This window comes from Micromonospora sp. NPDC093244, assembly GCF_040683695.1.
Classification (GTDB): Bacteria; Actinomycetota; Actinomycetes; order Mycobacteriales; family Micromonosporaceae; genus Micromonospora.
This window is the reverse complement of sequence record NZ_JBFBEO010000005.1, coordinates 57,892-80,891: the sequence shown is the minus strand read 5'-3', so window position 1 is coordinate 80,891 and position 23,000 is coordinate 57,892. Positions and strand designations below refer to the sequence as shown.

The 23,000-nt window shown below is 73.7% G+C and carries 19 protein-coding genes; 13 read left to right on the top strand and 6 right to left on the bottom strand.

All coding sequences use genetic code 11. The annotated features are described in order from the left end of the window. Position 1: 1 nt before the first annotated feature. Positions 2-1,054: an alpha/beta hydrolase gene (locus AB0N27_RS23505; RefSeq protein WP_364373595.1), complete on the bottom strand. Its 1,053-nt coding sequence runs from the start codon at positions 1,052-1,054 to the stop codon at positions 2-4. Between the two features lie 164 nt (positions 1,055-1,218). Continuing rightward, the gene (locus AB0N27_RS23500) at positions 1,219-1,659 is read right to left on the bottom strand and encodes an HPF/RaiA family ribosome-associated protein (RefSeq protein ID WP_364373592.1); all 441 of its coding nucleotides are present in this window, start codon (positions 1,657-1,659) and stop codon (positions 1,219-1,221) included. A 296-nt stretch (positions 1,660-1,955) separates the two neighbouring features. Here AB0N27_RS23500 and AB0N27_RS23495 point away from each other — a divergent pair, with 296 nt between their 5' ends. The 3 genes from AB0N27_RS23495 (at position 1,956) to AB0N27_RS23485 (ending at position 5,561) form a co-directional block, all read left to right on the top strand. Continuing rightward, a complete protein-coding gene (locus tag AB0N27_RS23495; RefSeq protein WP_364373589.1) occupies positions 1,956-2,726 on the top strand; it encodes a single-stranded DNA-binding protein in 771 nt (256 codons plus the stop codon). Positions 2,727-2,994: 268 nt separating this feature from the next. Continuing rightward, positions 2,995-4,023 (top strand): cobalamin biosynthesis protein, encoded by a 1,029-nt coding sequence (locus AB0N27_RS23490; RefSeq protein ID WP_364373586.1) that lies wholly within the window; start codon positions 2,995-2,997, stop codon positions 4,021-4,023. Further along, positions 4,020-5,561, top strand: a complete 1,542-nt coding sequence (locus tag AB0N27_RS23485; RefSeq protein ID WP_364373583.1) for a cobyric acid synthase — start codon at positions 4,020-4,022, stop codon at positions 5,559-5,561. The genes AB0N27_RS23490 and AB0N27_RS23485 overlap by 4 nt, the downstream gene beginning before the upstream one ends. 53 nt (positions 5,562-5,614) lie before the next feature. Here the strand turns inward: AB0N27_RS23485 and AB0N27_RS23480 are convergent, their stop codons facing one another. Further along, complete coding sequence (locus AB0N27_RS23480; protein ID WP_364374269.1) at positions 5,615-6,016, bottom strand: rhodanese-like domain-containing protein; 402 nt, start codon at positions 6,014-6,016, stop codon at positions 5,615-5,617. A gap of 241 nt (positions 6,017-6,257) precedes the next feature. Between AB0N27_RS23480 and AB0N27_RS23475 the strand changes: the two genes are divergently transcribed. The 5 genes from AB0N27_RS23475 to AB0N27_RS23455 all read left to right on the top strand — a co-directional run bounded on the left by AB0N27_RS23475 (position 6,258) and on the right by AB0N27_RS23455 (position 11,453). Further along, positions 6,258-6,905 (top strand): hypothetical protein, encoded by a 648-nt coding sequence (locus AB0N27_RS23475; RefSeq protein ID WP_364374266.1) that lies wholly within the window; start codon positions 6,258-6,260, stop codon positions 6,903-6,905. A 68-nt stretch (positions 6,906-6,973) separates the two neighbouring features. Next, a complete protein-coding gene (locus tag AB0N27_RS23470) occupies positions 6,974-8,116 on the top strand; it encodes a M48 family metallopeptidase (protein WP_364373580.1) in 1,143 nt (380 codons plus the stop codon). 36 nt (positions 8,117-8,152) lie between these two features. Then, positions 8,153-9,496 carry a dipeptidase gene (locus AB0N27_RS23465; RefSeq protein ID WP_364374263.1) on the top strand — a complete coding sequence of 448 codons (1,344 nt, stop codon included), beginning with the start codon at positions 8,153-8,155 and terminating at the stop codon, positions 9,494-9,496. A gap of 71 nt (positions 9,497-9,567) precedes the next feature. Next, on the top strand, positions 9,568-9,774 hold the full coding sequence (locus tag AB0N27_RS23460; RefSeq protein ID WP_139585616.1) for a hypothetical protein: 207 nt from the start codon (positions 9,568-9,570) through the stop codon (positions 9,772-9,774). Positions 9,775-9,860: 86 nt separating this feature from the next. Further along, positions 9,861-11,453 carry an ATP-dependent DNA ligase gene (locus AB0N27_RS23455; protein ID WP_364373576.1) on the top strand — a complete coding sequence of 531 codons (1,593 nt, stop codon included), beginning with the start codon at positions 9,861-9,863 and terminating at the stop codon, positions 11,451-11,453. Positions 11,454-11,463: 10 nt separating this feature from the next. Here AB0N27_RS23455 and AB0N27_RS23450 read toward each other — a convergent pair whose 3' ends face one another. After that, entirely contained in the window at positions 11,464-12,285 is an 822-nt protein-coding gene (locus tag AB0N27_RS23450) for an SURF1 family protein (RefSeq protein ID WP_364373573.1), read from the bottom strand. Between the two features lie 173 nt (positions 12,286-12,458). On the opposite strand from AB0N27_RS23450, the gene AB0N27_RS23445 reads away from it, so the two are divergent. Together AB0N27_RS23445 and AB0N27_RS23440 are read left to right on the top strand one after the other, a co-directional pair. Then, complete coding sequence (locus AB0N27_RS23445) at positions 12,459-13,862, top strand: cobyrinate a,c-diamide synthase (protein WP_364373570.1); 1,404 nt, start codon at positions 12,459-12,461, stop codon at positions 13,860-13,862. Next, positions 13,859-14,428 (top strand): GNAT family protein, encoded by a 570-nt coding sequence (locus AB0N27_RS23440; protein ID WP_364373567.1) that lies wholly within the window; start codon positions 13,859-13,861, stop codon positions 14,426-14,428. Before AB0N27_RS23445 ends, AB0N27_RS23440 begins: the two co-directional genes overlap by 4 nt. A 12-nt stretch (positions 14,429-14,440) precedes the next feature. Here AB0N27_RS23440 and AB0N27_RS23435 read toward each other — a convergent pair whose 3' ends face one another. After that, on the bottom strand, positions 14,441-16,570 hold the full coding sequence (locus tag AB0N27_RS23435) for a transglycosylase domain-containing protein (protein WP_364373563.1): 2,130 nt from the start codon (positions 16,568-16,570) through the stop codon (positions 14,441-14,443). 121 nt (positions 16,571-16,691) lie between these two features. Between AB0N27_RS23435 and cobC the strand changes: the two genes are divergently transcribed. The 3 genes from cobC to cobA are packed head-to-tail and all read left to right on the top strand — an operon-like array spanning position 16,692 to position 20,085. Further along, the gene (gene cobC, locus AB0N27_RS23430; RefSeq protein ID WP_364373560.1) at positions 16,692-17,774 is read left to right on the top strand and encodes an Rv2231c family pyridoxal phosphate-dependent protein CobC; all 1,083 of its coding nucleotides are present in this window, start codon (positions 16,692-16,694) and stop codon (positions 17,772-17,774) included. Beyond that, on the top strand, positions 17,774-18,859 hold the full coding sequence (cobT, locus tag AB0N27_RS23425) for a nicotinate-nucleotide--dimethylbenzimidazole phosphoribosyltransferase (RefSeq protein WP_364374260.1): 1,086 nt from the start codon (positions 17,774-17,776) through the stop codon (positions 18,857-18,859). Before cobC ends, cobT begins: the two co-directional genes overlap by 1 nt. After that, positions 18,856-20,085: a uroporphyrinogen-III C-methyltransferase gene (cobA, locus tag AB0N27_RS23420; RefSeq protein WP_364373557.1), complete on the top strand. Its 1,230-nt coding sequence runs from the start codon at positions 18,856-18,858 to the stop codon at positions 20,083-20,085. Before cobT ends, cobA begins: the two co-directional genes overlap by 4 nt. A gap of 325 nt (positions 20,086-20,410) precedes the next feature. Here cobA and otsB read toward each other — a convergent pair whose 3' ends face one another. Next, positions 20,411-22,972, bottom strand: a complete 2,562-nt coding sequence (gene otsB, locus AB0N27_RS23415; RefSeq protein ID WP_364374257.1) for a trehalose-phosphatase — start codon at positions 22,970-22,972, stop codon at positions 20,411-20,413. Positions 22,973-23,000: the final 28 nt, after the last annotated feature.

Genomic DNA, 23,000 nt, shown 5'->3' with positions numbered 1-23,000 from the left:
CTCAGCCGTTGGGCGTTGCCAGGCCCGCCGGGTCGGCCGTCGGCTGTCGACCCCCCGGGATGGAGGTCCCAGCGGTGTCGGCGGGCTCGTCGGCCGGGGCGGTCGGGCCGGCCGCCAGGAACGCCTCGGCCCAGCGGCCCACCTCGTCGAAGACCTTCTTCCGGACGGCGGGGCCGGAGAGCGTGAGATCGTGCAGCCCGCCGTCGAAGCGGGCCAGTGTGACGTGGCGGCCGAGGCGGGGCGCGTACCGGACCATGTGCTCGACGTCCAGCACGGCGTCGGCGAGGGTCGCGTTGTCGTGCCACTTTGTGCCCCGGAACGAGCGGGTCGAGCAGGCCAGCAGCACCGGCACCTGGATGTCCAGCCCCGCGCGCAGCCGGCGTTGACCGGTGCGGATCGCGTTCAGCCAGCCGGCCCGCACGGGGAACCCGGCCAGCGGCTTCCACGCCAGGTCGTAGGTCCACTCGCCGCGGTGGTCGGCGTGCAGGCTCTCGCCGTACACCGTGCCCAGCCCGAACGGCAGGATGCGGTGCGGCGCCCGGCGGCCCAGCCGGGAGACGGCGGCCGCGAGGGGTCTGCGCACCGCCCAGGGTGCGTTGATGTCGAAGAAGGGGCTGTTGAGCACCAGGCCGTCGACGGTGCCGGCGTCGCGGCGGGCGTCCGCCCAGAGCGAGATGATCAGGCCGCCGGTGGAGTGACCCATCGCCAGCAGCGTGTCGTGCCCGTCGTCGGACCGGATGATCTCGGCGGCGGCGTCCAGCTCCGGGAAGTAGTCGCTGATGTCGCGACAGAAGTTCGGGGTCTGGCCGGGGAGCAGGCTGCGGCCGTACTTGCGCAGGTCGAGGGCGTAGAAATCCCAGCCACGCTCGGCGAAGAAGTCGGCCAGGTGGGTCTGGAAGAAGTAGTCGACGAAGCCGTGCACGTAGAGCACGGCCCGTCCGGTAGGGCGCTCCGCCCGCCGCCGGACCAGTGTCGCGACGACAGGCCCCTCGTCGTCGGTGCCCAGGTCGATCGTCTGCCGCTCGTACGGCGGCCCCAACACGTCCGGTTCCACGACCGCGACGCTACGCCGCGAACCTACCCGGCGGTAGCCCGCGCCCTGGCCCGCCCCGCGATCCTGGCCTGCCCCCGCGATCCTGCTCCTGTTGCCGTGGCGCAGCCACTGCGAGCTGCGTGCGCGGCCCGGAAGGTGCAGGATCGCGGGGCACGAGGCGTGGGTCAGACCGTTTCCGCGTCGGCGCGGCTGGGGTCGGCGGCGGGCAGCTGCTCCTGGCCGTCGGCGAGGTCCAGCTCACTCTGCGGCGGCGGGACGTCGCGCAGGTGCTTGTTGTGCCGGGGCTCCTGGCGGGTCTTGGCGTCGTTGAGCTTGCGGCGCAGGTCGTCGCGGACGTCGTTGAGGGCGGCGTGCAGATCCTCCTCGGCGGAGGTGGTGACGATCTTCTGTCGGCCGGCGATCCAACACTCCAGGGTGACCTTCTGCCCCCGGGCCTCGCGGTCCTTCACCGACACCTCAAGCTCGGTGGCGTCGGCGTGGAAACCGGCCAGCCGGGCGTCGAGGGTGGCGAACTGCTCGGCGATCCAGTTGCGGTCGCCCTGCGAGAACCCGGCACCCACCCGCAGGCACTCGGCCACGGTGGCGGGGTTCGCCACGGCGCTCATCGCTGCGCCTCGGTGGTGGGTGCGGAGCCGATGGTGGTGATCATCATGGCGCTGACCTCTCGTCGACGTGGAGCTGTCGGTGGTGCGTTGATCAAGTCCTTACCCAGTTCGGTCGGCCCCGGAAACCGTCGACGGCGCGTCGGCCGTACCACATCCGGGCGTGATCAGGGCGTTGTCCACAGGTGGCCTCGTCGTCCACAGGCCCGGCGATCGTGCTGGCGGCGTCCGGCGCCGACGCCCAGGCTCGGTGGCGAGTCGACTCGCGCTGGCAGGCTTCCCGATCCCCTGGAGGGACGATGTTCGACACGTACGTCACGATCGTCGGCAATGTGCTGACCACGCCCGAGTGGCGTCGTACCACCCAGAGCAACACCCTGGTGGCCAACTTCAAGGTCGCCTCCACCGCCCGCCGCCTCGACCGCGACAGCGGTCGCTGGGTCGACGGAAACTCCCTTCGCGTACGCGTCAACTGCTGGCGCAAGCTCGCCGAAGGCGTTGCCGCCTCGGTGATGGTCGGCGACCCGGTGGTGGTCTGCGGGCGGCTCTACACCCGCGACTGGACCGACGACGCCGGCAACCACCGCACCCTCTACGAGTTGGAGGCGGTCGCCGTCGGTCACGACCTGTCCCGAGGCCGTGCCCGCTTCCTGCGTAACCGCCCGAGCATGACCACCAGCACCGTCGAGGACGCGGAGGCCGAGAGTCGGGTGCACGGCGAGTCCACCGAGCCGGTGCCCGCCGGCGAGGCCCCGGTGCTGCCCGACGACCGCCCGCTGGACGACGACTTCGAGCTGTCCGACTTCGGGGCCTCAGGCACCGGCCCGATGGGTGCCACCCTGGCCGGCGGCGGCTCGTTCAGCGGGTCGTTCGGGGGTGACGTGCCGGCTGGGCGGGCCGACGACCTGGCCGGGCTCGACGACGACGAGCTGGCGACCCCTGCCGAAGCGCCCGACAGTGACCCGGACGACGACTCGGACGACGAGTTGGGGCCGGTGCCGGACGAAGGCGAGCCGGCTGCCGCGCCTACCGGTCGGCGGCGACGCGGCCGGGTTCCGCAGCCGGCGTGACCGACAGGTGCGGGCCGAGCCGCAGAGCCGCCGGCTGACGTCGCTGCGGTGCTCCGGGCGGCGCGTCCGCTGACGCCGCTGGTGGTGCTCCGGCGCCCGTGGCACGACGGGGGCGGGGTGGCGACGCGGTCGGCGTCGTCACCCCGCGTGGGCAACCGTTCGGCGCGCGGCGTACCTGTCGGCGGGCCCCGGGCAGGCCAGCGGCACGCGCGGTTGCCCCGGCCGGCGCCGGGCACTCGTCTAGGCTGGCCGGCCGGAGGTGGTGCGCGTGCGACGGACAGCGCCGGTGGCGAACGCGGTGGGTCTGCTGGCCGGGTACGCGCTGGACAGGCTCATCGGCGACCCGCGCCGGTGGCACCCGGTGGCCGGCTTCGGGCAGGTCGCCGGAGCGCTGGAGCGCCGCCTCTACCGGCCGGACCGGACGGCGGGTACGGCGTTCACCGCGCTGGCCGTGGGCGGGCCGGTGGTGCTCGGGGTGGTCGCCACGGCAGCCACCCGGCACCGGCCGGTGACCCGGGCGGTGCTCGTGGCAGCGGGCACGTGGGCCGTGCTGGGCGGTCGTACGCTGCGGCACGAGGCGACCGTCATGGGTCGTACGCTGCGCGCCGGCGACCTGCCCGCCGCGCGGCGACGCCTCGGTCACCTCTGCGGCCGGGACCCGTCGATGCTGGACGAGCCGGAGTTGGCGCGCGCAACCGTCGAGTCGGTCGCCGAGAACACCTCCGACGCGGTCGTCGCCCCGCTGTTCTGGGGTGCGGTCGCCGGCCTGCCCGGCCTGCTGGGCTACCGGGCGGCGAACACCCTCGACGCGATGGTCGGGCACCGGTCGGCGCGCTACGAACGCTTCGGCACCCCGGCCGCCCGGCTGGACGACCTGCTCAACCTGGTGCCGTCGAGGCTCACCGGGCTGCTCACCGTCGCCGTCGCGCCGGTGGCGAACGGCGACCGGGAGCGGGCCTGGCGGGTGTGGCGGCGGGACCGCAACGACCACCCGAGCCCCAACGCCGGGCAGTGCGAGGCGGCGATGGCCGGTGCGCTCGGGGTCCGTCTCGGCGGACGCAACGTCTACTTCAGCCGCTCCGAGGTGCGTCCCTTCCTCGGCGACGGCCCCCGCCCCGAGGCGCGGCACCTCAAGCGGGCCGCCCGGATCTCCGGCGCGGTAGGTCTGGCCGCGCTGGGGCTGGCCGCCGTGTACCCGGTGACAGTCGGCCGTCTGGTCGCCGCCGTGGGTCGCCGCGGGCTCGGTGGCGCGGCTCGCCGTGGGTTCGGCGCCGTCGGGCGGGGGACCGGGCGGTGAGCGGCGGACTGCTCGTCGCCGGCACGACCTCCGACGCCGGCAAGAGCGTCCTCACCGCAGGCATCTGCCGCTGGCTGCACCGCAAGGGCGTGCGGGTGGCGCCCTTCAAGGCGCAGAACATGTCGAACAACTCGGCTGTCGTCGTCGGGCCGGACGGGCGGGGCGGCGAGATCGGGCGCGCGCAGGCCATGCAGGCCGCCGCCTGCGGGTTGGCACCCGACCTGCGGTTCAACCCGGTGCTGCTCAAACCGGGCAGTGACCTGGCCAGCCAGGTGGTGCTGCTCGGCGAGGCCGTCGACACGATCACCGCCGGCACGTTCCGGCAGTTGCGTCCCCGGCTCGCCGAGACCGCGTACGCGGCGTTGGCGCAGCTGCGCGCCACGTACGACGTGGTCGTCTGCGAGGGTGCCGGCAGCCCCGCGGAGATCAACCTGCGGTCCGGCGACTACGTCAACATGGGGCTGGCCCGACACGCCAACCTGCCCACGATCGTGGTCGGCGACATCGACAGAGGCGGTGTCTTCGCGTCGATGTTCGGCACGGTGGCCCTGCTCGACCCCGAGGACCAGGCGCTGATCGCCGGCTTCGTGATCAACAAGTTCCGGGGTGATCTCGGCCTGCTCCAACCCGGACTGGACATGCTGCGTCACGTCACCGGCCGTCCCACCTACGGGGTGGTCCCGTGGGCGCTCGACCTGTGGCTCGACGCGGAGGACTCCCTCGCCTACGGCCGGGTGCTCGGCCGGCCGGCCGCCCCGCGCGGCACCGAATGGCTGGACGTGGCAGTCGTGCGGCTGCCCCGGATCAGCAACGCCACGGACGTGGAGGCGCTGGCCACCGAGCCGGGTGTCCGCGTACGCCTCACCGTCGAACCAGCCGAACTGGCCGCCGCCGACCTCGTCGTCCTGCCCGGCTCCAAGTCGACAGTCGCCGACCTCGCCTGGCTACGCGAGACAGGGCTCGCGGACGCGGTTGCCGCACACGTGGCCGCCGGTAAGCCTCTGCTCGGTCTCTGCGGCGGCTTCCAGATGCTCGGCCGCGCCATCCACGACCCGGTGGAGAGCCGGCAGGGCAGCGTGCCGGGGCTCGGAATGCTGCCCATCGAGATCACCTTCGATCCGCGCAAGACCGTCCGGCAGTCGGTGGGCACCGCCCACGGCGGCGTCCCGGTGCGCGGCTACGAGATCCACCACGGGTACGTCTCGCAGGCCGATCCCACTCTGGCCCCGCTGCTGACAGGTGCCGACGGTGCCGGCGAGGGCGCCGTTCTCGGTGCGGTGCACGGCACGCACTGGCACGGTGCGTTCGAGTCCGACGCGTTCCGCCGTTGGTTCCTCACCGAGGCGGCCCGGCTGGCCGGGCGTACCGGCTTCCAGGTCGCACCGGACACCAGTTTCGCCGCGGCCCGGGAACGCTCACTCGACCTGCTCGGCGACCTGGTCGAGGAGCACCTCGACACCGACGCCCTCTGGCGGCTCGTCGAGTCCGGCCCACCTGCCGGCCTCCCCTTCATCCCACCCGGCCCTCCACCCTCCTGACCCACCAGGCGGGACGCCGGCGGTGTGCGGCACGGGCAGGCGCGGCGCGGGATTCAGGGGCGGATGTCGGCGGGGCGGTCGCTGGTGGGAAGGCCTGCGGCCAGCCAGGCGTCGACGCCGCCGATCATGTCGGTGGCCCGACGGAGGCCGAGGGTCTGGAGGCTGGCGGCGGCCAGGCTGGAGCTGTAGCCCTGCCGGCACACCAGGATGATCTCCCGGTCGTAGCCGGTGGCCTCCGGGATGCGCCAGGCGCTGGCCGGGTCGAGGCGCCACTCCAGCACGGTCCGGTCGATGACTATCGCTCCGGGCAGGTCGCCCTGTTCGCGGCGCTGTGTCTCGGTGCGGGTGTCGACAAGCAGGGCCCCGCCCCGGACCGCCTCGACGGTCTGTTGCGGAGTCAGTCGGTGCAGCCCGGCTCGGGCCTGTTCGAGCAGGGCGTCGATGCCGGGGCTCATCACGTCTCGGAGCACCACCCGATGATGCCGATTCCGATGCCACCAGGGACGGCGAACGGGTCGGGCGTCACCCGCCGCCACCCCAATTCCCCCGGACGTGACGTGTGGCCGACCTGGACGGTCAACCACACGTGTCGCAGTGGCTCGATCACCTGGCCCACGGCGGCGACGGCATACTGCGACCGTGTCCGAATCCGCCAGCCCACCGACCGCTCACCACGGCGGGTCGACGCCGGACGGGGTGACGGCCCACGGCGGGACCGGGAGGCTGCCGGTGGCGGTCGTCGAGGCGTACTCCGAGTTGGCGCGTCGGGTGCTCGCGGGCCCGGCGCGATTGGGGCGGACCCGGCTGGTGGCGGTGGACGGGCCGAGCGGCGCGGGCAAGAGCCGGTTCGCCGCGCGCCTCGCGGAGGCTCTGGCGGCGCTGCCCGGTGGACCGCCGCCGGTGGTGCACACCGACGACCTGCTCGACGGTTGGGACGACCAGCTCACCTTCTGGTCCCGGCTCGACGAGGAGGTGCTGGCGCCGCTGCGCGAGGGGAGGGCGGGTGCCTACCGTCGCTACAGCTGGGTGCGGCGACGTTTCCTGCCCCGCCCGGTGTCGGTGCCGGTGGCGCCGGTGCTGCTGCTGGAGGGGGTCAGTGCCGCCCGCGCGGTGGTCCGGCCGGAGGTGACGCTTGCGGTGTTCGTGACGGCGCCCGCCTCGTTGCGGCTGGCGCGGGCGGTACGGCGGGACGGCCCGGAGATCCTGCCCGAGTTGCGTCGGTGGCACGTGGGGGAGCGGGCGCACTTCGAGGCAGACGACACCGCCGCCCAGGCCGATCTGGTGGTCGACGGGGCGCCGACCCTGCCGCTCGACGGCGGCCGGTACTACGTGCGGATCCGCTGAGCGGGCATGGACGTCGGCCACCGGCTGGGGCACGATGCGAGGAGCTACGGCGAAACGGGGAGCCCACCATGACGGCAGCGGACGCGCCAGCGCGGCGGCGGATCACCCTCACCGGCATCAGTTCGCGGGCGTGGGAGCATCCGGCCGACCGGGGCGCTCTCGTCGCGTTGCGGGAGCTGCGCGGGTTCGACGACGTGGTGCGCGCGTTCTTCGGGATGTGGAACGAGCGCGGTTTCCGGCTGTCCGTGCTGGCGTCCGGCATCCGGGTCGACCACCGCCAGTATCCGGCGGTGTGGCAGCGCTACACCGAGGCGGCGGCGACGCTCGACCTGGCGGAGCTGCCCGAGGTGTACGTGACGCAGTCGCCGTGGCTGGGCGCCGAGGCGGTCGGGCTGGACCGGCCGTTCATCGTGGTGAACTCCGCCTGCGTGCAGCAGCTCGACGAGGACGAGCTGCGCTGCCTGATCGGCCACGAGCTGGGGCACGTGGGCAGTGGGCACGCGGTCTACAAGACAATGCTCATGATCCTCACCCGCTGGGCGGCCAACCTGAGCTGGCTGCCGGTGGGCGCGTTCGCGCTGCGGGCGATCATCGCGGCGATGCTTGAGTGGTGGCGCAAGGCGGAACTCTCCGCCGACCGGGCCGGCCTGCTCGCCGGGCAGGACCCGGCCGCCGCGCTGCGGTTGCTGATGAAGCTCGCCGGTGGCGGTGACCTGTCCCAGATCGACACGACCGCCTTCCTGGAGCAGGCGGCCGAGTACGCCGGTGGCGGCGACCTGCGCGACAGCCTGCACAAGATCCGGATGACGGCGTGGAGCACCCACCCGGTGCCTGTGGCGCGGGCGGCGCAGCTGCGGCAGTGGATCGACTCCGGGGCGTACGGGCGGGTGCTGGCCGGGGACTATCCGCGCCGCGACGACGACTCCTCGACAAGCGTCTCGGAGGAGGTCAAGGCCGCCGCCGAGTCGTACCGGGAGGAGTTCGGCCGCTCCACCGACCCGCTCGTCGGTCTGCTGCGCCGCCTCGGCGACGGTGCCAGTGACGTCGGCGAGTGGGTGGGCGGCACCGCCGGCCGGGCCCGGTCCTGGATGGATGCCGCCACCGAGGCCGCCGGCCGCGCGCAGCGCGCCAGCCGGACCGCCCCCGGCGCGCGGGCGGGTTCCGGCCCGTCGGGCGGCGACGGTACGGGCTCCGCCGACACGCCCCGGTAAGGCCGGCATACGATTCCGGTCATGACCTCACCGATCATGTCCGAGTCCGAGGTGCGGGCCGCCGTCGAGCGGGAGATGCCCGGCGTACGGGCCGACCTGGAACGCCTCGTCCGCATCCCCGGCATCGCCTTCGACGGTTTCGACCACTCGCACGTGGAACGGTCCGCCGAGGCGGTCGCCGAACTGCTGCGCGGCTGCGGCCTGGACGTCGAGATCGTGCGCTCCGGCGGTCAGCCCGCCGTGATCGGGCGCCGGGCCGCCCCGCCCGGTGCGCCCACCGTGCTGCTCTACGCCCACCACGACGTGCAGCCGGTCGGCGACCGGTCGCTGTGGGAGTCCGACCCGTTCGAGCCGGTCGAGCGGGACGGTCGGCTCTACGCCCGGGGTGCGGCCGACGACAAGGCCGGGATCATGGCGCACATCGCGGCGCTGCGCGCGTACGGGGACGCGTTGCCTGTCGGTGTGGTGCTCTTCATCGAGGGCGAGGAGGAGTTCGGCTCCGATTCGCTGGAGCGGCTGCTCGTCGAGCACCGCGACGAGATCGCCTCGGACGTCATCGTGATCGCCGACTCCACCAACTGGGACATCGGCGTACCGGCGTTGACGACCTCGCTGCGCGGCGTCGTGAACTGTTTCGTCGAGGTGTGCACGCTGGACCACGCCGTGCACAGCGGCATGTTCGGCGGTGCCGTGCCGGACGCGCTCACCACGCTGGTCCGGTTGTTGGCCACGCTGCACGACGACGCCGGTGACGTGGCGGTCGAGGGGCTGGTCGGCCGGGTGGGCGCGACTGTCGACTACCCGGAGGACCGGTTCCGGGCGGAGGCGGGGCTGGCCGAGGGCGTACGCCTGATCGGCACCGGCCGGATCACCGACCGGATCTGGACCAAGCCGGCGGTTGCCGTGCTCGGCATCGACGCGCCGTCCACGGGCGAGGCGCCGAACGCCCTGGTGCCGGCCGCGAAGGCGAAGCTGAGCGTCCGTCTCGCCCCGGGGGACGACCCCAAGCGGGCGTACGAGGCGGTGCGCGCGCACCTGGAGAGGCACGCGCCGTGGGGCGCGCAGGTGACTGTCAGCCTGGAGCACGACGGCGACCCGTGTGTGATCGACGCGTCCGGCCCGATGTTCGACGCGGCCCGGTCGGCGTTCCGGGCCGCCTGGGACGGCACCGACCCGGTGGACATCGGCATCGGTGGTTCGATCCCGTTCATCGCGACGTTCCAGGAGATGTTCCCGGAGGCGGCGATCCTGGTGACTGGCGTGGAGGATCCGCACGCCCGCGCGCACGGCCCGAACGAGAGCCTGCACCTGGGGGAGTTCGCCCGCGTGTGCCTCGCCGAGGCGCTGCTGCTGGGCCGGGTGGCCGCGGCCGCCGCCTGAGAACGGCAAGTTCGCGTCTGATCTGCCTGTTTGCGGCGTGTCGCCGCTGGGATTGCTATAGGCTTTCGAACATGAGTACGAACGAGGTGATGGCCCGGTTGGGGGCCGCCGTCAGCGCGCTGGGGGACGTCGACGTCTCCGCGTGGTCCGAGGACACGCTCAACGAACAGCTCGGTGATCTCTCCGCCGCACTGGTCGCCCTCGACTCGGTGCTCGCCCGGGTCGCCGGCGAGGTCCGCGCGCGGGGGCTGCGCATCGAGGAGCCCGTCTCCGCCTGATCCCGCCGCCGCTCGCGGGCGGCGGCACCACTCCGACACCGCCCGGGCACGGCAATGCCCGGGCGGTGTCGGAGGCGACTGGCAGGATGGGCGTCGTGCGGTTCCTCGATCTGGCGGCCACCTCCGCCGCCGTCACCGCCACCAGCGGCCGTCGGGCCAAGGTGGAGTTGCTGGCGGACGCGCTGCGCCGGCTCGACCCGGCCGAGGTGGAGGCCGGCGCGGGCTACCTCGCCGGTGAGCTACGCCAGCGGCAGACCGGGGTGGGTTACGCGAGTCTGCGTGACCTGCCGCCCCCGGCTGCCGAGGCGACGTTGACCGTGGCCGCCGTCGACGCCGCCATGGAGCAGCTCGCCGCGGTGCAGGGCACCGGTTCGCAGGGCCGGCGGCGGGCGCTGCTCGGTGCCCTCTACGGCGCGGCGACCGCCGACGAGCAACGTCTGCTCACCGCCCTGTTCGGCGGCGAGCTGAGGCAGGGCGCCCAGGCGGGGCTGCTCGCCGACGCGGTGGCCCGAGCCGCCGACGTGCCCGTGGCGACGGTGCGTCGCGCCCTGCTGCTCGCCGGTGACCTGCGGGCGGTGGCGGTCGCCGCGCTCTCCGGTGGCGCCGCCGAGCTGGCCGGGTTCGGCCTTCGGGTCGGCCGGCCGCTGGCACCGATGCTCGCGCAGAGCGCCCCCTCGGTCGACGAGGCGCTCGCGGCGACCGGCACGCCGGCGGTGGTCGACGTGAAACTCGACGGCATCCGCATCCAGGTGCACCGGTCCGGCGCCGACATCGCCGTCTTCACCCGCAGCCTCGACGAGATCACCACCCGGGTGCCCGAGGTCGTCGCCGCGGTCCGCGCCATGCCCGGCCGGGAGTTGGTGCTCGACGGCGAGGCGATCGGCCTGGACGAGTCCGGCCGTCCGCTGCCGTTCCAGCAGACCTCCAGCCGGGCGGCCCGACGCACCACGCCCAGCACCACGGGGCGCACCCCTGTCGCCCCGGCGGTGCTCGCGGCCGCCGCCAGCACCGGCACGAGTGTGCTCACCCCGTACTTCTTCGACCTGCTGCACCTCGACGGGGAGGATCTGATCGACCTGCCCGGCCGGGACCGGTGGGCGGCCCTCGCCGGCGCGGTGGACGCGTCACTGCTGGTGGGGCGGGTCGAGGTGGACGACCCGGAGCAGGCCGGCGCCGCGTACGCCGCCGCTGTCGACGCCGGCCAGGAGGGCGTGGTGGTCAAGGACCCGGGCGCGCCGTACGACGCCGGCCGGCGCGGCGCCGCCTGGGTCAAGGTCAAGCCTCGGCACACCCTCGACCTGGTGGTGCTCGCCGTCGAGTGGGGCAGTGGCCGACGCAAGGGCTGGCTGTCCAACCTCCATCTGGGCGCCCGTGACCCGCGCACCGGCGGGTTCGTGATGCTCGGCAAGACGTTCAAGGGGCTCACCGACGAGCTGCTGCGCTGGCAGACCGAACGGTTCCTCGACCTCGCGGTGGACCGCGGCGACTGGGTGGTCCGGGTCCGCCCCGAGCAGGTGGTGGAGATCGCCTTCGACGGGGTGCAGACGAGTTCGCGTTATCCGGGCGGGATGGCGCTGCGGTTCGCCAGGGTGCTGCGGTACCGCGACGACAAGTCCGCCGCCGAGGCGGACACCCTCGACGCCGTCCGTGCCATCCACGCCGGCCGGGTGAGCGGCTGACCGGGCCCGGTCAGGCGGGCGTGCTCGGCGTCGGCTCGGCCGCCCGGTCCAGGGGCCGGCGCTCGGTGTCGAGGCCGGCGGCCCGCCGGGCCTCCCGGCGTGCCACCCAGCCGTAACCGAACAGGGCCATCACGGCGAAGAGCCACCACTGAACCACGTAGCCGAAGTTCTGCCAGTTGTTGGCGTGCCCGACCGTCACCGCCTTGAACGCCGGGTCGGCGGCCGGTGTCTGCTCGTCGAGCAGCAGGTACGCGCCGTACACCGGGTAGGGCAGCTCGCCGGCGAGCCGCGGGACGGCGATCCGTCGGGTCTCCAGCCGCCCGTCCCGCCGGTCGACAGCGCCGGCGCCGCTCTCGGTCTCGTGCACCCGGCCCACGACTGTCACGTCGCCGGTGGGCGCGGCGGGCACCGGAGGCTGGGCTGTCGCGCCACCAGGCGCCGGTGGGATCCAACCCCTGTCCACCAGCAGCGCCGTGCCGTCGGAGAGCACAAGCGGAGTGAGGACCTCGAAGCCCACCCGGCTGTCCACCGTCCGGCCCCGCACCAGCACCGTGTTCGTGGGGTCGTACCGGCCGGTGACGGTGATCCGGGTCCAGACCTTCTCCTTCGCGGGGGCCGGGCCGGCCTTGCCCGCGCCGCCGGTGGGCGCGCTCAGCGCCTCGGTCAACGGCACCGGGGCCATCCGCTGGCCGGCGTCGATCCGTTCGTTGACCTCGGTACGCCCGCGGTAGCGGTCCAGCTGCCAGTTGCCGAGCCACACCATCACGGCGGCGGCGACCAGGGTCAACGCGAGGGCGCCCAGCCAGCGTGGGCTCAGCAGGAACCGGTACACGGCACCGAGGCTACCCGTATGACCGGGGCCACTGTCCGCGACCGGGCCGGGACGGTGCGCGCGGCAGTGGTTGGCGGTGCTCGCCGGTCGGGACGGGCGGGTATCGTCACGCCGACGGATCGACCTCCTCGGTTGTCCGTCGCGTACCCGCCGCCGCCCGCGAGGAGTCGATGATGACCGTGGTGCCGCGCCTGGTGCTCAGCGCGCCGTCCTCCGGGCACGGTAAGAACGCGCTGGCGATCGGGCTGCTCGCCGCACTGGCCGAGCGGGGTGTCGACGTCGCCGGGTTCAAGCTCGGCCCGGATCATGTCGACGCCGCGTACCTGGGCCTCGCCGCCGGCCGGCCCGGCCGCGTGATCGATCCCCGCCTGGTCGGTGTCGACCGTCTCGCCCCACTCGTCGCGCACGGCGCGGCGGGCGCCGGCCTCGCCGTGGTGCAGGGCAGCATGGGGCTGTACGACTCGGTCGGCGGCCGTCCCGAGCAGGAGTCCACGGCCGCCGCGGCCGCCGCGCTGCGCAGCCCGGTGGTGCTGGTCGTCGACGTCGCCGCGATGGGCCAGTCGGTGGCCGCCCTCGTGCACGGCTTCCGCTCGTACGACGAGCAGCTCTGGCTCGGCGGGGTGATCCTCAACCGGGTGGCGTCGTCCCGGCACGAGGGGATGCTGCGCGAGGCGCTCGACGACGTGGGTGTGCCCGTCTACGGGGCGCTGCGTCGGCAGGACCTGCCGGCCGTGCTGCCGTCCCGGCGGCACGGCGTGGCACCTGTGGTCGAGTCCTCCGCCGACGCGGTCCGCGCGGTGCGCCGGCTCGGTGAGGCGGTCGCCGCCACTGTCGATCTGGAGCGGCTGCTCGGGTTGGCCCGGTCCGCCCCGCCCCTTCCGGCGCCGGCCTGGTCCCCGCAGGAGGCGCTCGGCGCGTTGGCCGTTCCGGCGGACCGGCCGCTGGTGGCGCTCGCCGGTGGCCCGGGTGGCAGTTTCAGCCACCCGGAGACCGCCGAGCTGCTGCGTGCCGCCGGCGCCGAGGTGGTGACAGTCGATCCGCTGCGCGACGAGGCGCTGCCGGTGGGCACCCGCGCGCTTGTCGTCGGCGGCGCGCTGCCCGAGGCGTACGCCGAGCAGTTGTCGGCGAACCGGCGGCTCTGCATCGCGGTGGCCGAGTTGGCGCGTACCGGCCGGCCGGTCGTCGCCGAGGGCGCGGGCCTGTTGTGGCTGGCCCGGGAGTTGGACGGGCTGCCCATGTGCGGGGTGCTCGACGCGGTGGGTGTCAGCCGGGACGGCCTGGTGGTGGGCTACCGGGAGGCGACGGCCCAGACGGACAGCGTCGTCGCCGCGGCCGGCACGGTGCTGGTGGGGCACAAGGAACACCGGGCGGTGCTGACGCCGCGTGCCGGTCAGCGTCCGGCCTGGAGCTGGGACGGCGGCACACCCGAGGGTTTCGTGTGGCGCAACGTGCACGCCTCGCAGCTCACCCTGCACTGGGCGGGTCACCCGGCGACCGCAGCTCGGTTGGTGACCGCCGCGGCGGCCGAACCGGTGGACGAGGTGGTGCCCGCGCAGCCCGGTGGGGTGCCTGCATGATCGGTCAGGTGGCGGTACGCCGCTTCCCGGAGTTGACGGTGTCGACCCCGCGTACGGAGGTGCGGCGGGTCACCGCCGCGGACGCGGCGGCGGCCGGGGAGATCTTCGCCGACCGGCTGACCCGGCGGTGGCTGCCGCTGGCCGACGACTCCGGCCCGATCGACGGGCACGCCTGGTGCACCGATCTGGCCCGGCAGCGGCGCGACAGCGGCGACGGTGACCATTACTCGGTGCTCCGCCGTGAGGACGACCTGGTGGTGGGTGCGCTCTGGACGCGGCGTACGGACTGGGGTGCCCGGGCCACCGAGGTCTCGTACGCGATGGCGCCGCACGCGCGTGGCTTCGGGCTGGCCGCCGAGGCGGTGGACGCGGTGGCCATCGCGTTGATCCTGGAGCACGGCTTCCAGCGGGTCGAGCTGCGGGTGGCCCCCGGCAACCTTGCCTCGCGTCGCGTCGCCGAGAAGGCGGGCTTCAGCTACGAGGGCCTGCTGCGTAACGCCGGGTTCGTCCGCGGTGGCCGGGTGGACCTGGAGCTGTGGTCGTTCGTGGCGGCCGACCTGCGCTGAGTCCCGCCGTTCTCAGCCGACGATGGCGTCCGACGGTGGCGTGAACTGGCGGGTGGGTTGTCCCTTCAGTCCGTCCCGCAGTGTCTCGGCGACCGCCGCGATGGGGATCTGGGACTGCCCGTCACCTACCGCGTTGAACGGGTTGTCGGGGTCGGAGATGAAGCTCGCCGCCGCGAGTTCCGGTGTGTAGCCGACGAACCAGGCGGACCGGGTGCTGTCGGTGGTGCCGGTCTTGCCGGCGACCGGGCGACCGACCGTCCCCCGGACGCTGTCGGCGGTGGACCAGCCGCCGCAGCCACCGCGTGCCGGGGTGTCACCGGTCGGGCAGCGGGCCGCGTCGGTGGCCGCCCGGGCGGCGTCCGCGCTTACCACCTGCCGGCAGCGGGGCTTGGCGACCTCGCGGTGGATGCCGCCGGGGGTGGCGTACGTGGCGGGTGTGCCGTCCCGGTTCATGATCGCCTGTACGGGGATCGCCTCGCAGTACCTGCCGTCGGCGGCGATGGCGGCGTACGCGTTGGCCATCTCCAGCGGTGTGGCGTCGGAGACGCCCAGGGTGAACGCGCCCCACTTCTTCGCCTTGCCGGGGGACGCCTGTTCCCGGTCGACGTCGGTGCGCCACCGCAGCCCGAGCTGTTCGGCCAGTCGGACGGCCCGGTCGGCGCCGACCTTCTCCTCCAGCCACACGAAGTAGGTGTTCACCGACTTGCCGAAGCCGGACCACATGGTCTGCTGGCCGGTCATCGCGCCGCTGGCGTTGGAGGGCGCCCAGCCGTCGTACACGGCCGACTTGTAGCGGTACGGGGCGTTGAACGACGTGGAGAGTGTCATCCCGGAGTCAAGTGCGGCGAGCATCGGGAACATCTTGAACGTCGATCCGGCCTGGTAGCCGGGCAGGTCGCCGCCGCCGAGCAGGGGTGCCACGGTGTTCGGGTAGTTGGCCTTCACGTTCGGCCCGGCCTCGGGGTTGGAGCTCTGCGGGTTCTCGGCCAGGTCCAGTGAGTAGGTGCGGTTGACCGCCATGGCCTTCACCCGTCCGGTGCCGGGTTCGGAGACCACGATGCCGTTGGCGAACGGGCTTCCGGTGCCCTCCTTGGCGCCGACGTTCTTCTCGGCCGCTTCCTGGATCTTCGGGTCGATGCTGAGCACGATCCGGTAGCCGCCGCGGCGCAGCTTGTCGATCCGTTCCAGCCGGTTCGTACCGAACGCGGGCTGCGCGCTCCACCAGTTCTTCAGGTAGTCGCAGGCGAATCCCCAGCTGTTGTACTTCTCCGGGATCGCGGCGCAGTCGTTCGGCGGGTTGGTGAGCTTCAGCCGGATCGGTTCGGACTTGGCGGCGGCGGCCGAGTCGGGGGACATGTAGCCGAGCTGGCTCATCCGGTCCAGGACGTAGTTGCGCCGTCCGGTGGCTTCCTTCTGGTCGGAGTCGGCCGGGTCGTACTCGGACGGCGACTTGACCAGCCCGGCGAGGGTGGCCGCCTCGACGGGGGTGAGGTCCTTGGGGGTCTTGGAGAAGAAGATCTCACTGGCGGCGTAGATGCCGTACGCCCGGTGACCGAAGTACGCCGAGTTCAGGTACCGCTCCATGATGTCTTCCTTGCTCATCTCCTTCTCCAGGTCCAGGGCCATCCGCATTTCCTTGACCTTGCGCAGGCTGGTCTGCTGGGTGGCTTCCTGGACCTGCTTGGGGGTGGTCGCGCTGTCCCGCAGGGCCATCCGGACGTACTGCATGGTCAGGGTCGACGCGCCCTGGGAGCCGCCGGAGCGGGCGTTCGCCACGAAGGCGCGGGCCACGCCCTTGGGATCGACGCCGTGGTGCTGGTAGAAGCGGGAGTCCTCGGCGGCGACGATCGCCTGCTGGATGTTCGGCGACATGTCCGACAGCTTGGTGTACTGCCGGTACTCCTCGTAGAACATCGTCAGCACGGTCTTGCCGTCTGGCGCGTAGAGGTACGAGGTCTCGGCGGGCAGGGCTGTGGTCAGCAGCTTGGTCTTCTGCTCCACGGCGTGCGCGGTGGCCTTGGCGCCGAGCCCGGTGAGGGCGACGAGCGGGTACGCGGCGGCGGCGATCACGATGCCGGCGATCAGTCCGGCGCGCAGGAGAGGGACGAGTCGACCAGCGGCAGCAAGGGGTCGGTTGCTCACAGGGTCAAGTTATGACATTTCCGATACGTACATGAGAAGAACTCTTAAACCGGCGAGTGGTGACGCGGCTTACGTCGAGATCGGCTGTCCCACGGGCCGCCTTCCCGGCAGGATCGCGGACATGCCTGATCAGCCGAGCGCGCCGATCGCCGGCGGGACCGAGCCGGACCTCGCGCACCACGGCGACGCGGAGGCGACAGCCGGCCTGGTCGACCTCGCCGTCAACGTGCGTCGGGCGCCCCTGCCGCAGTGGCTGGCCGGGCCGATCACCGCCAGCCTCACCGATCTGGCCCGGTACCCGGACCCGGCGCCGGCCCGCGCCGCGGTCGCCGCCCGGCACCGGCGTCACCCGGACGAGGTGCTGCTCACCGCCGGGGCCGCCGAGGGCTTCGTGCTGATCGCCCAGGCGCTGCGGGGCGTCCGCCGCCCGGTCGTGGTGCATCCCCAGTTCACCGAGCCGGAGGCGGCGTTGCGGGCCGCCGGCCACCAGGTCGAGCGGGTGCTGCTGGATCCCACCGAGGACTTCCGGCTCGATCCCGGTCGGGTGCCCGCCGACGCCGACCTGGTGATGATCGGCAACCCGACGAATCCCACCTCCGTACTGCACCAGGCGGAGACGGTGGCCGCGCTGGCCCGCCCCGGCCGGGTGCTCGTGGTTGACGAGGCGTTCGCCGACACCACGATCGCGCCCGGGCGCACCGGCGAGCCGGAGTCGCTGGCCGAGCGGCGCGACCTGCCCGGCCTGCTCGTGGTGCGCAGCCTCACCAAGACGTGGGGCCTGGCCGGCCTGCGGATCGGCTACCTGCTCGGCGCGCCGGAGCTGCTGTCCCGGCTGGCCGCCGTCCAGCCGTTGTGGGCCGTCTCCACCCCGGCGCTGGCCGCCGCGTCGGCCTGCGCCACGTCCGTCGCGGTCCGGGCCGAACGCGCGATCGCCGCCGATCTCGCCGCCGACCGCGACCATCTGGTCGCCCGCCTGGCCGACCTGCCAGGTGTACGCGTCGCAGGCCGCCCCGCCAGCGCGTTCGTGCTGCTGCACCTGCCCGGTGCGAGCCGGATCCGGTCAGCCCTGCGGGACCGGGGCTGGGCGGTGCGCCGGGGCGACACGTTCCCCGGCCTCGGCCCGGACTGGCTGCGGGTGGCGGTACGTGACCGAAACACCACCGAAGCGTTCGTCGAGGTGCTGCGCGAGACCATGGAGGCATGATGTTGGAGAACACGATCGCGGCGATCCGACCGCTCGACGAGTCGGCGATGGCCGCCGCCCGGGAGCTGCACGGCCGGCTCACCAAGCCGGCGGGCTCGCTGGGTCTGCTGGAGGAGCTGTCGGTACGCCTCGCCGGCCTGGCCGGCGCCTGCCCGCCGCCGCTGCCCGAGCCGGCCGCGGTCGCGATCTTCGCGGGTGACCACGGGGTGCACGCCCAGGGCGTGTCCCCGTGGCCGCAGGAGGTCACCGGGCAGATGATCGGCAACTTCCTGGCCGGCGGGGCGGTCGTCAACGCGTTCGCCCGCCAGGCAGGCGCCTCGGTCACCGTCGTCGACGTCGGTGTGGCCACCCCGCTGCCCGCCCCCGAGGTCTCCGGCACGGCGGTGCTCGACCCGTCCGCGCCCCGACTGGTCACCGCGTCGGTCCGCAGGGGCACCCGGGACTTCACGGTGACCGCCGCGCTCACCAGGGACGAGGCGCTGGCGGCCGTGCGGACCGGCATCCGGATCGCCGACGAGTTGATCGACGCCGGTGCCGGCATCCTGCTCACCGGCGACATGGGCATCGGCAACACCACCCCGGCCGCCGCGTTGATCGCCGCGTTCACCGGCGCCGACCCGCTCGACGCCACGGGCCGGGGCACCGGGGTCGACGACCCGACGTACGCGCACAAGGTGGCGGTGGTGCGGGCCGCGCTGGCCCGGCACACGCCCGACCCGGCCGACCCGCTGGGTGTGCTGGCCGCCGTCGGCGGGCTGGAGCACGCCGCGCTGGCCGGCCTGATCCTGGGCGCCGCAGCCCGCCGTACGCCGGTGCTGCTGGACGGCGTCATCGCGGTCTCCGCCGCGCTCGCCGCCGCCGCGTTCGCCCCGGACGCGGTCGGCGCGATGGTCGCCGGTCACCGCTCGGCCGAGCCGGGTGCGACCGTGGCGTTGCGCCACCTGGGTCTCGACCCGCTCATCGACCTGGGGCTGCGCCTCGGCGAGGGCACCGGTGCGCTGCTGGCGCTGCCAGTGGTCACCGGCGCAGTGCGGGTGCTGCACGAGGTGGCCACCTTCGACTCCGCAGGCGTGGCCGAGAAGTGACAAGTCCGTACCCTCTGGGTCTGCGTCTCGACGGGCGGCGGGTGGTGGTGGTGGGCGGCGGCGCGGTCGCCACCCGGCGGGTCCCGGCGCTGCTGGACGCCGGCGCGGATGTCCTGCTGGTGGCGCCGGAGCTGACCCCGGCGCTGCGCGCCCACGTGAACGCCGACCGGCTGCGCTGGGCGCCGCGCCGGTTCGCGCCGGAGGACCTGGACGGGGCGTGGCTGGTCCAGGTCGCGATCGACGACCCGATCGCGGCGGCGTCGGTGAGCGCCGTCGCCGCCGAGCGGCGGATCTTCTGCGTACGGGCCGACGACCGGGCGGCCGCCACGGCCTGGACCCCGGCGGTGACCCGGCAGGGTCCCGTCACCGTGGCGGTGCTGGGCGGCGGGGATCCCCGGCGGGCGATGAGTGTCCGGGACGCGATCCGCGACCTGCTCGCCGTGCGCGACGCCGCTCCCATCCGGGACCGGCCCGACGCCGAGGCCACCTCCGCTGCGACGGTCGGGCGGGTGGCGCTTGTCGGTGCCGGTCCGGGCGACCCGGAGTTGATCACCGTGAAGGGCTGGCGGCTGCTCACCGAGGCCGACGTGGTGGTCGTCGACCGGCTGGTCCCCGGGCTGCTCCTGGACGAGCTGCGCCCCGACGTCGAGCTGGTGGACGCCTCGAAGATCCCCTACGGCCCGTCCCGGGCGCAGGAGGAGATCAACCAGATCCTGGTCGACCGTGCCCTGGCGGGCGCCTTCGTGGTCCGGCTCAAGGGCGGGGACCCGTACGTCTTCGGGCGGGGCGGGGAGGAGTTGCTGGCGTGCGCGGAGGCCGGCGTACCCGTGACTGTCGTGCCGGGGGTGACCAGCTCGATCGCCGCTCCGGCCGCCGCCGGCATCCCGGTCACCCACCGGGGGGTGGCGCACGAGTTCACAGTCGTCTCCGGGCACCTGGCACCCGACTCGCCGGCCTCGCTGGTGCGCTGGGACGCCCTCGCGGGCCTGCGCGGCACGCTGGTGATCCTCATGGGGCTGAAGAACCTCGCCGCCATCACGGCCACCCTCATCGCGCACGGGCGTTCGCCACGGACACCGGCCGCCGTGGTCCAGGAGGCCACGACTGGCGGCCAGCGGGTGCTGCGGTCCACGCTCGACGCGGTGGCCGCCGAGGCGTTGGCGGCCGACCTCCGTCCACCCGCCGTCGTGGTGGTTGGCGACGTGGTGGGTGCCCTCGACGAGTGATCGGTGGCCCGGGGCCACGCGGCCCCCGGGCGGTGCGGGCGGTGCGGGCGGTGCGGGCGGCTCGGGCTGCGGAGACTGGCTGCTCCCCGCGGGTCCTTTGCTCTGCTTCAACCGACGCAACACCGAGAAGGCGTTTGTGTTGCGTGCAGTGAAGCAGAGCAAAGGACCCGCACGGGGCCAGGGTCAGGGCCGGGGCCGGGGCCGGGGTGGTGACGGCGGCGCTCGGGTGACCGGTACCCGCCGGTGCTGTCGAATCGAGGCGCCTGCCGAATTGACGACGGGCCGGAGCAGCGCTGCTCCGGCCCGTCGTGGTCTGTCTGTCGAACTACTGCTTGAGCATGTTGTCCAGCAGCAGGGCGCAGCGGATCAGCCCCAGGTGGCTGTACGCCTGCGGGTGGTTGCCCAGCCCGCGCTCGGCGAGCGGATCGTACTGCTCGGGAAGCAGCCCGGTCGGGCCGGCGGTGAGCACCATCTGCGCGAACAGCTCCTCGGCGTCGGTGCGGCGGCCGGTGCGCAGGTACGCCTCGATCAGCCACGCCGTGCAGATGTGGAAGCCGCCCTCACGGCCGGGCAGCCCGTCGTCCCAGTGGTACCGGTAGACGACCGGGCCGCTGCGCAGGTCCGCCTCGATCTTCAGCACGGTGGACAGGAAACGCGGGTCGTCACCCGGGAGCAGACCGGACAGGCCGATCCACAGCGACGACGCGTCCATGTCCTCGTCGCCGTACGCGACGCTGTACGCCTCGACCTCGTCGTGCCAGCCGTGCTCCAGCACGTTGGCGCCGATCCGGTCGCGCAGGTCCTTCCACTCGGGTCGGTCCTCGCCACCGTGCTGGCGCATCACGTGCAGCGCCCGGTCGACTGTCATCCAGCACATCACCTTGGAGAACACGTGGTGCCGTGGTGGCAGCCGGGCCTCCCAGATGCCGTGGTCGGGCTCGTGCCAGCGGCGGCGGACCGCCTCGACCATGTTCTCCAGGACCCGCCACTCGTCGTCGCGGACCGAGCCACGGGCGTCGGCGACGGCCGCGATCAGGTCGGCGATCGGGCCGAAGACGTCCAGTTGGAGCTGGTGGTTGGCGAGGTTGCCGACGCGTACCGGCCGGGAGCCGGCGTACCCGGGCAGTGTGTCGATGACGGCCTCGGCGCCCAGCTCGTACCCGTCGATGGTGTACAGCGGGTGCAGGCGCTCCGGGTGGCCGCCGGTGCGCTCGATGCAGCCGTCCACCCAGCGCAGGAACGCCTCGGCCTCCTCGATGGAGCCGAGGTCGACGAGCGCGCGGGCGGTGAGCGCCGCGTCGCGCAGCCAGCAGTAGCGGTAGTCCCAGTTGCGGACGCCGCCCAGCTCCTCGGGGAGCGAGGTGGTGGCCGCGGCCAGGATCGAACCGGTGGCCTCGTGGCAGAGGCCGCGCAGGGTGAGCGCGCTGCGGGCGACCAGGTCGCGGGAGGTCGAGGGCAGCCGCAGCGAGGCCACCCAGTCCTTCCACGGCTGCTCGGCCGCGGTCTGCCGCTCGTGGATCGGCACCCGGTGGTGCTCCAGGCTGTGCGTGCCGAAGCGCAGCTCCAGCACAACCTGCCCGCCGGCGGCGGAGAGGTCGACGACGGCCTTGGCGGTCTCGTACCCGCCGTCGTTGTTGACCTGCCACTCGACGCCGGGGGAGTACAGGGCGATCGGCTCGTTGGAGCCGAGCACCAGCAGGCCGTCGCCGAGCGGCTGCAACTGCACGGCGACCTGGCCGAACTCGGGCCGGGGGGCGAACTCCAGCCGGGCCTTGCCGTGGCCGGTGAGCACCCGGACGAGGGTCGAGTCGCCGGTGACGACGGCCGGACCGTCGGGGGTGGTCTCCCGGGCCGGCTTGTCCAGCCAGTCGGTGACGGTGAGCCCGGACCACCGGGTCTCCACGGTCATCGTGCCCGAGCGGTAGCGCTGACCCAGCGGGATGCCCCCGCGTTCCGGGGCGACGCTGAAGTGACCGGCCGGGCTGCCGCCGACCAGGTCCGCGAAGATCGCCGCCGAGTCGGGCTTGGGGTGGCAGAGCCAGCTGACCTTGGCTTCGGGGGTGAGCAGCGCGACGGTACGGCCGTTGGAGAGCATCGAGTGCCGCTCGATGGGCACCGCACGCTCACCGAACAGCCAGTGCCGGCGGGTCTCCAGCAGCAGCCCGAGCGTGCGGGCCGCGTCGAGCGGCTCGGCCACCCGGTAGGCGGCCTGGGTCTCGCCGGGGCCGATCTTGATGCCGAGGTCCGGACCGTGCAGGTTACCGAACGCGTTCTCGTCGGTGACGTCGTCGCCGATGAACAGCACGGCGCTGGCCGCGAGCTGGGTCCGGAGCTGGTCGATGGCGGTGCCCTTGTGGGTGGCCACCACGGAGAGCTCGATCACCTCTTTGCCCTGGGTGACGGTGACCCCGTCGAAGGTGGCCGGGCCGGTGCGGACCGCCTCGATGGCGGCGGCGGCGACCTGCGGGTCGACCCCACGGGTGTGCATGGCGACGCTTGCCGGCTTGCGTTCCAGCCGGATCCCGGGGTGCTCGGCGGCGATCTCGCGAAGCGCGTTGCGCACCCGCTGGCGTACCGCCACCAGCTCGGGGGAGAGTCGCTCGACGAAGCCGATGTCGAACTCGGAGCCGTGGCTGCCGACGAGGTGCACCTCGCTGGGCAGGCGGGAGAGCGCGGCCAGGTCGCGCAGCGCCCGGCCGGAGACGACAGCCACTGTGGTCTGCGGGAGCGCGGCGAGCGCGCGGATCGCGGCCACCGACTCGGGCAGGGGTACGGCGGTGCTCGGGTCCTCCACGATCGGCGCCAGTGTGCCGTCGTAGTCGCAGGCGATCAGGAGCTGGGGGACCCGGGCGATCCGGCCGATGGCGGAGCGCAGCTCAGGGTCCATCACCTCGGTGACGATCGGCGCTCCGTCG

Excerpts from the sequence above, each read along its gene's own strand:
- AB0N27_RS23495 (WP_364373589.1), top strand. The coding sequence starts at position 1,956 with ATGTTCGACACGTACGTCACGATCGTCGGCAATGTGCTGACCACGCCC.
- AB0N27_RS23455 (WP_364373576.1), top strand. The coding sequence starts at position 9,861 with ATGGGCGTCGTGCGGTTCCTCGATCTGGCGGCCACCTCCGCCGCCGTC.
- AB0N27_RS23460 (WP_139585616.1), top strand. The coding sequence starts at position 9,568 with ATGAGTACGAACGAGGTGATGGCCCGGTTGGGGGCCGCCGTCAGCGCG.
- AB0N27_RS23445 (WP_364373570.1), top strand. The coding sequence starts at position 12,459 with ATGACCGTGGTGCCGCGCCTGGTGCTCAGCGCGCCGTCCTCCGGGCAC.
- cobC (WP_364373560.1), top strand. The coding sequence starts at position 16,692 with ATGCCTGATCAGCCGAGCGCGCCGATCGCCGGCGGGACCGAGCCGGAC.
- AB0N27_RS23470 (WP_364373580.1), top strand. The coding sequence starts at position 6,974 with ATGACGGCAGCGGACGCGCCAGCGCGGCGGCGGATCACCCTCACCGGC.
- AB0N27_RS23500 (WP_364373592.1), bottom strand. The coding sequence starts at position 1,659 with ATGAGCGCCGTGGCGAACCCCGCCACCGTGGCCGAGTGCCTGCGGGTG.
- AB0N27_RS23480 (WP_364374269.1), bottom strand. The coding sequence starts at position 6,016 with ATGAGCCCCGGCATCGACGCCCTGCTCGAACAGGCCCGAGCCGGGCTG.
- otsB (WP_364374257.1), bottom strand. The coding sequence starts at position 22,972 with ATGGACCCTGAGCTGCGCTCCGCCATCGGCCGGATCGCCCGGGTCCCC.
- AB0N27_RS23440 (WP_364373567.1), top strand. The coding sequence starts at position 13,859 with ATGATCGGTCAGGTGGCGGTACGCCGCTTCCCGGAGTTGACGGTGTCG.
- AB0N27_RS23465 (WP_364374263.1), top strand. The coding sequence starts at position 8,153 with ATGTCCGAGTCCGAGGTGCGGGCCGCCGTCGAGCGGGAGATGCCCGGC.
- cobT (WP_364374260.1), top strand. The coding sequence starts at position 17,774 with ATGTTGGAGAACACGATCGCGGCGATCCGACCGCTCGACGAGTCGGCG.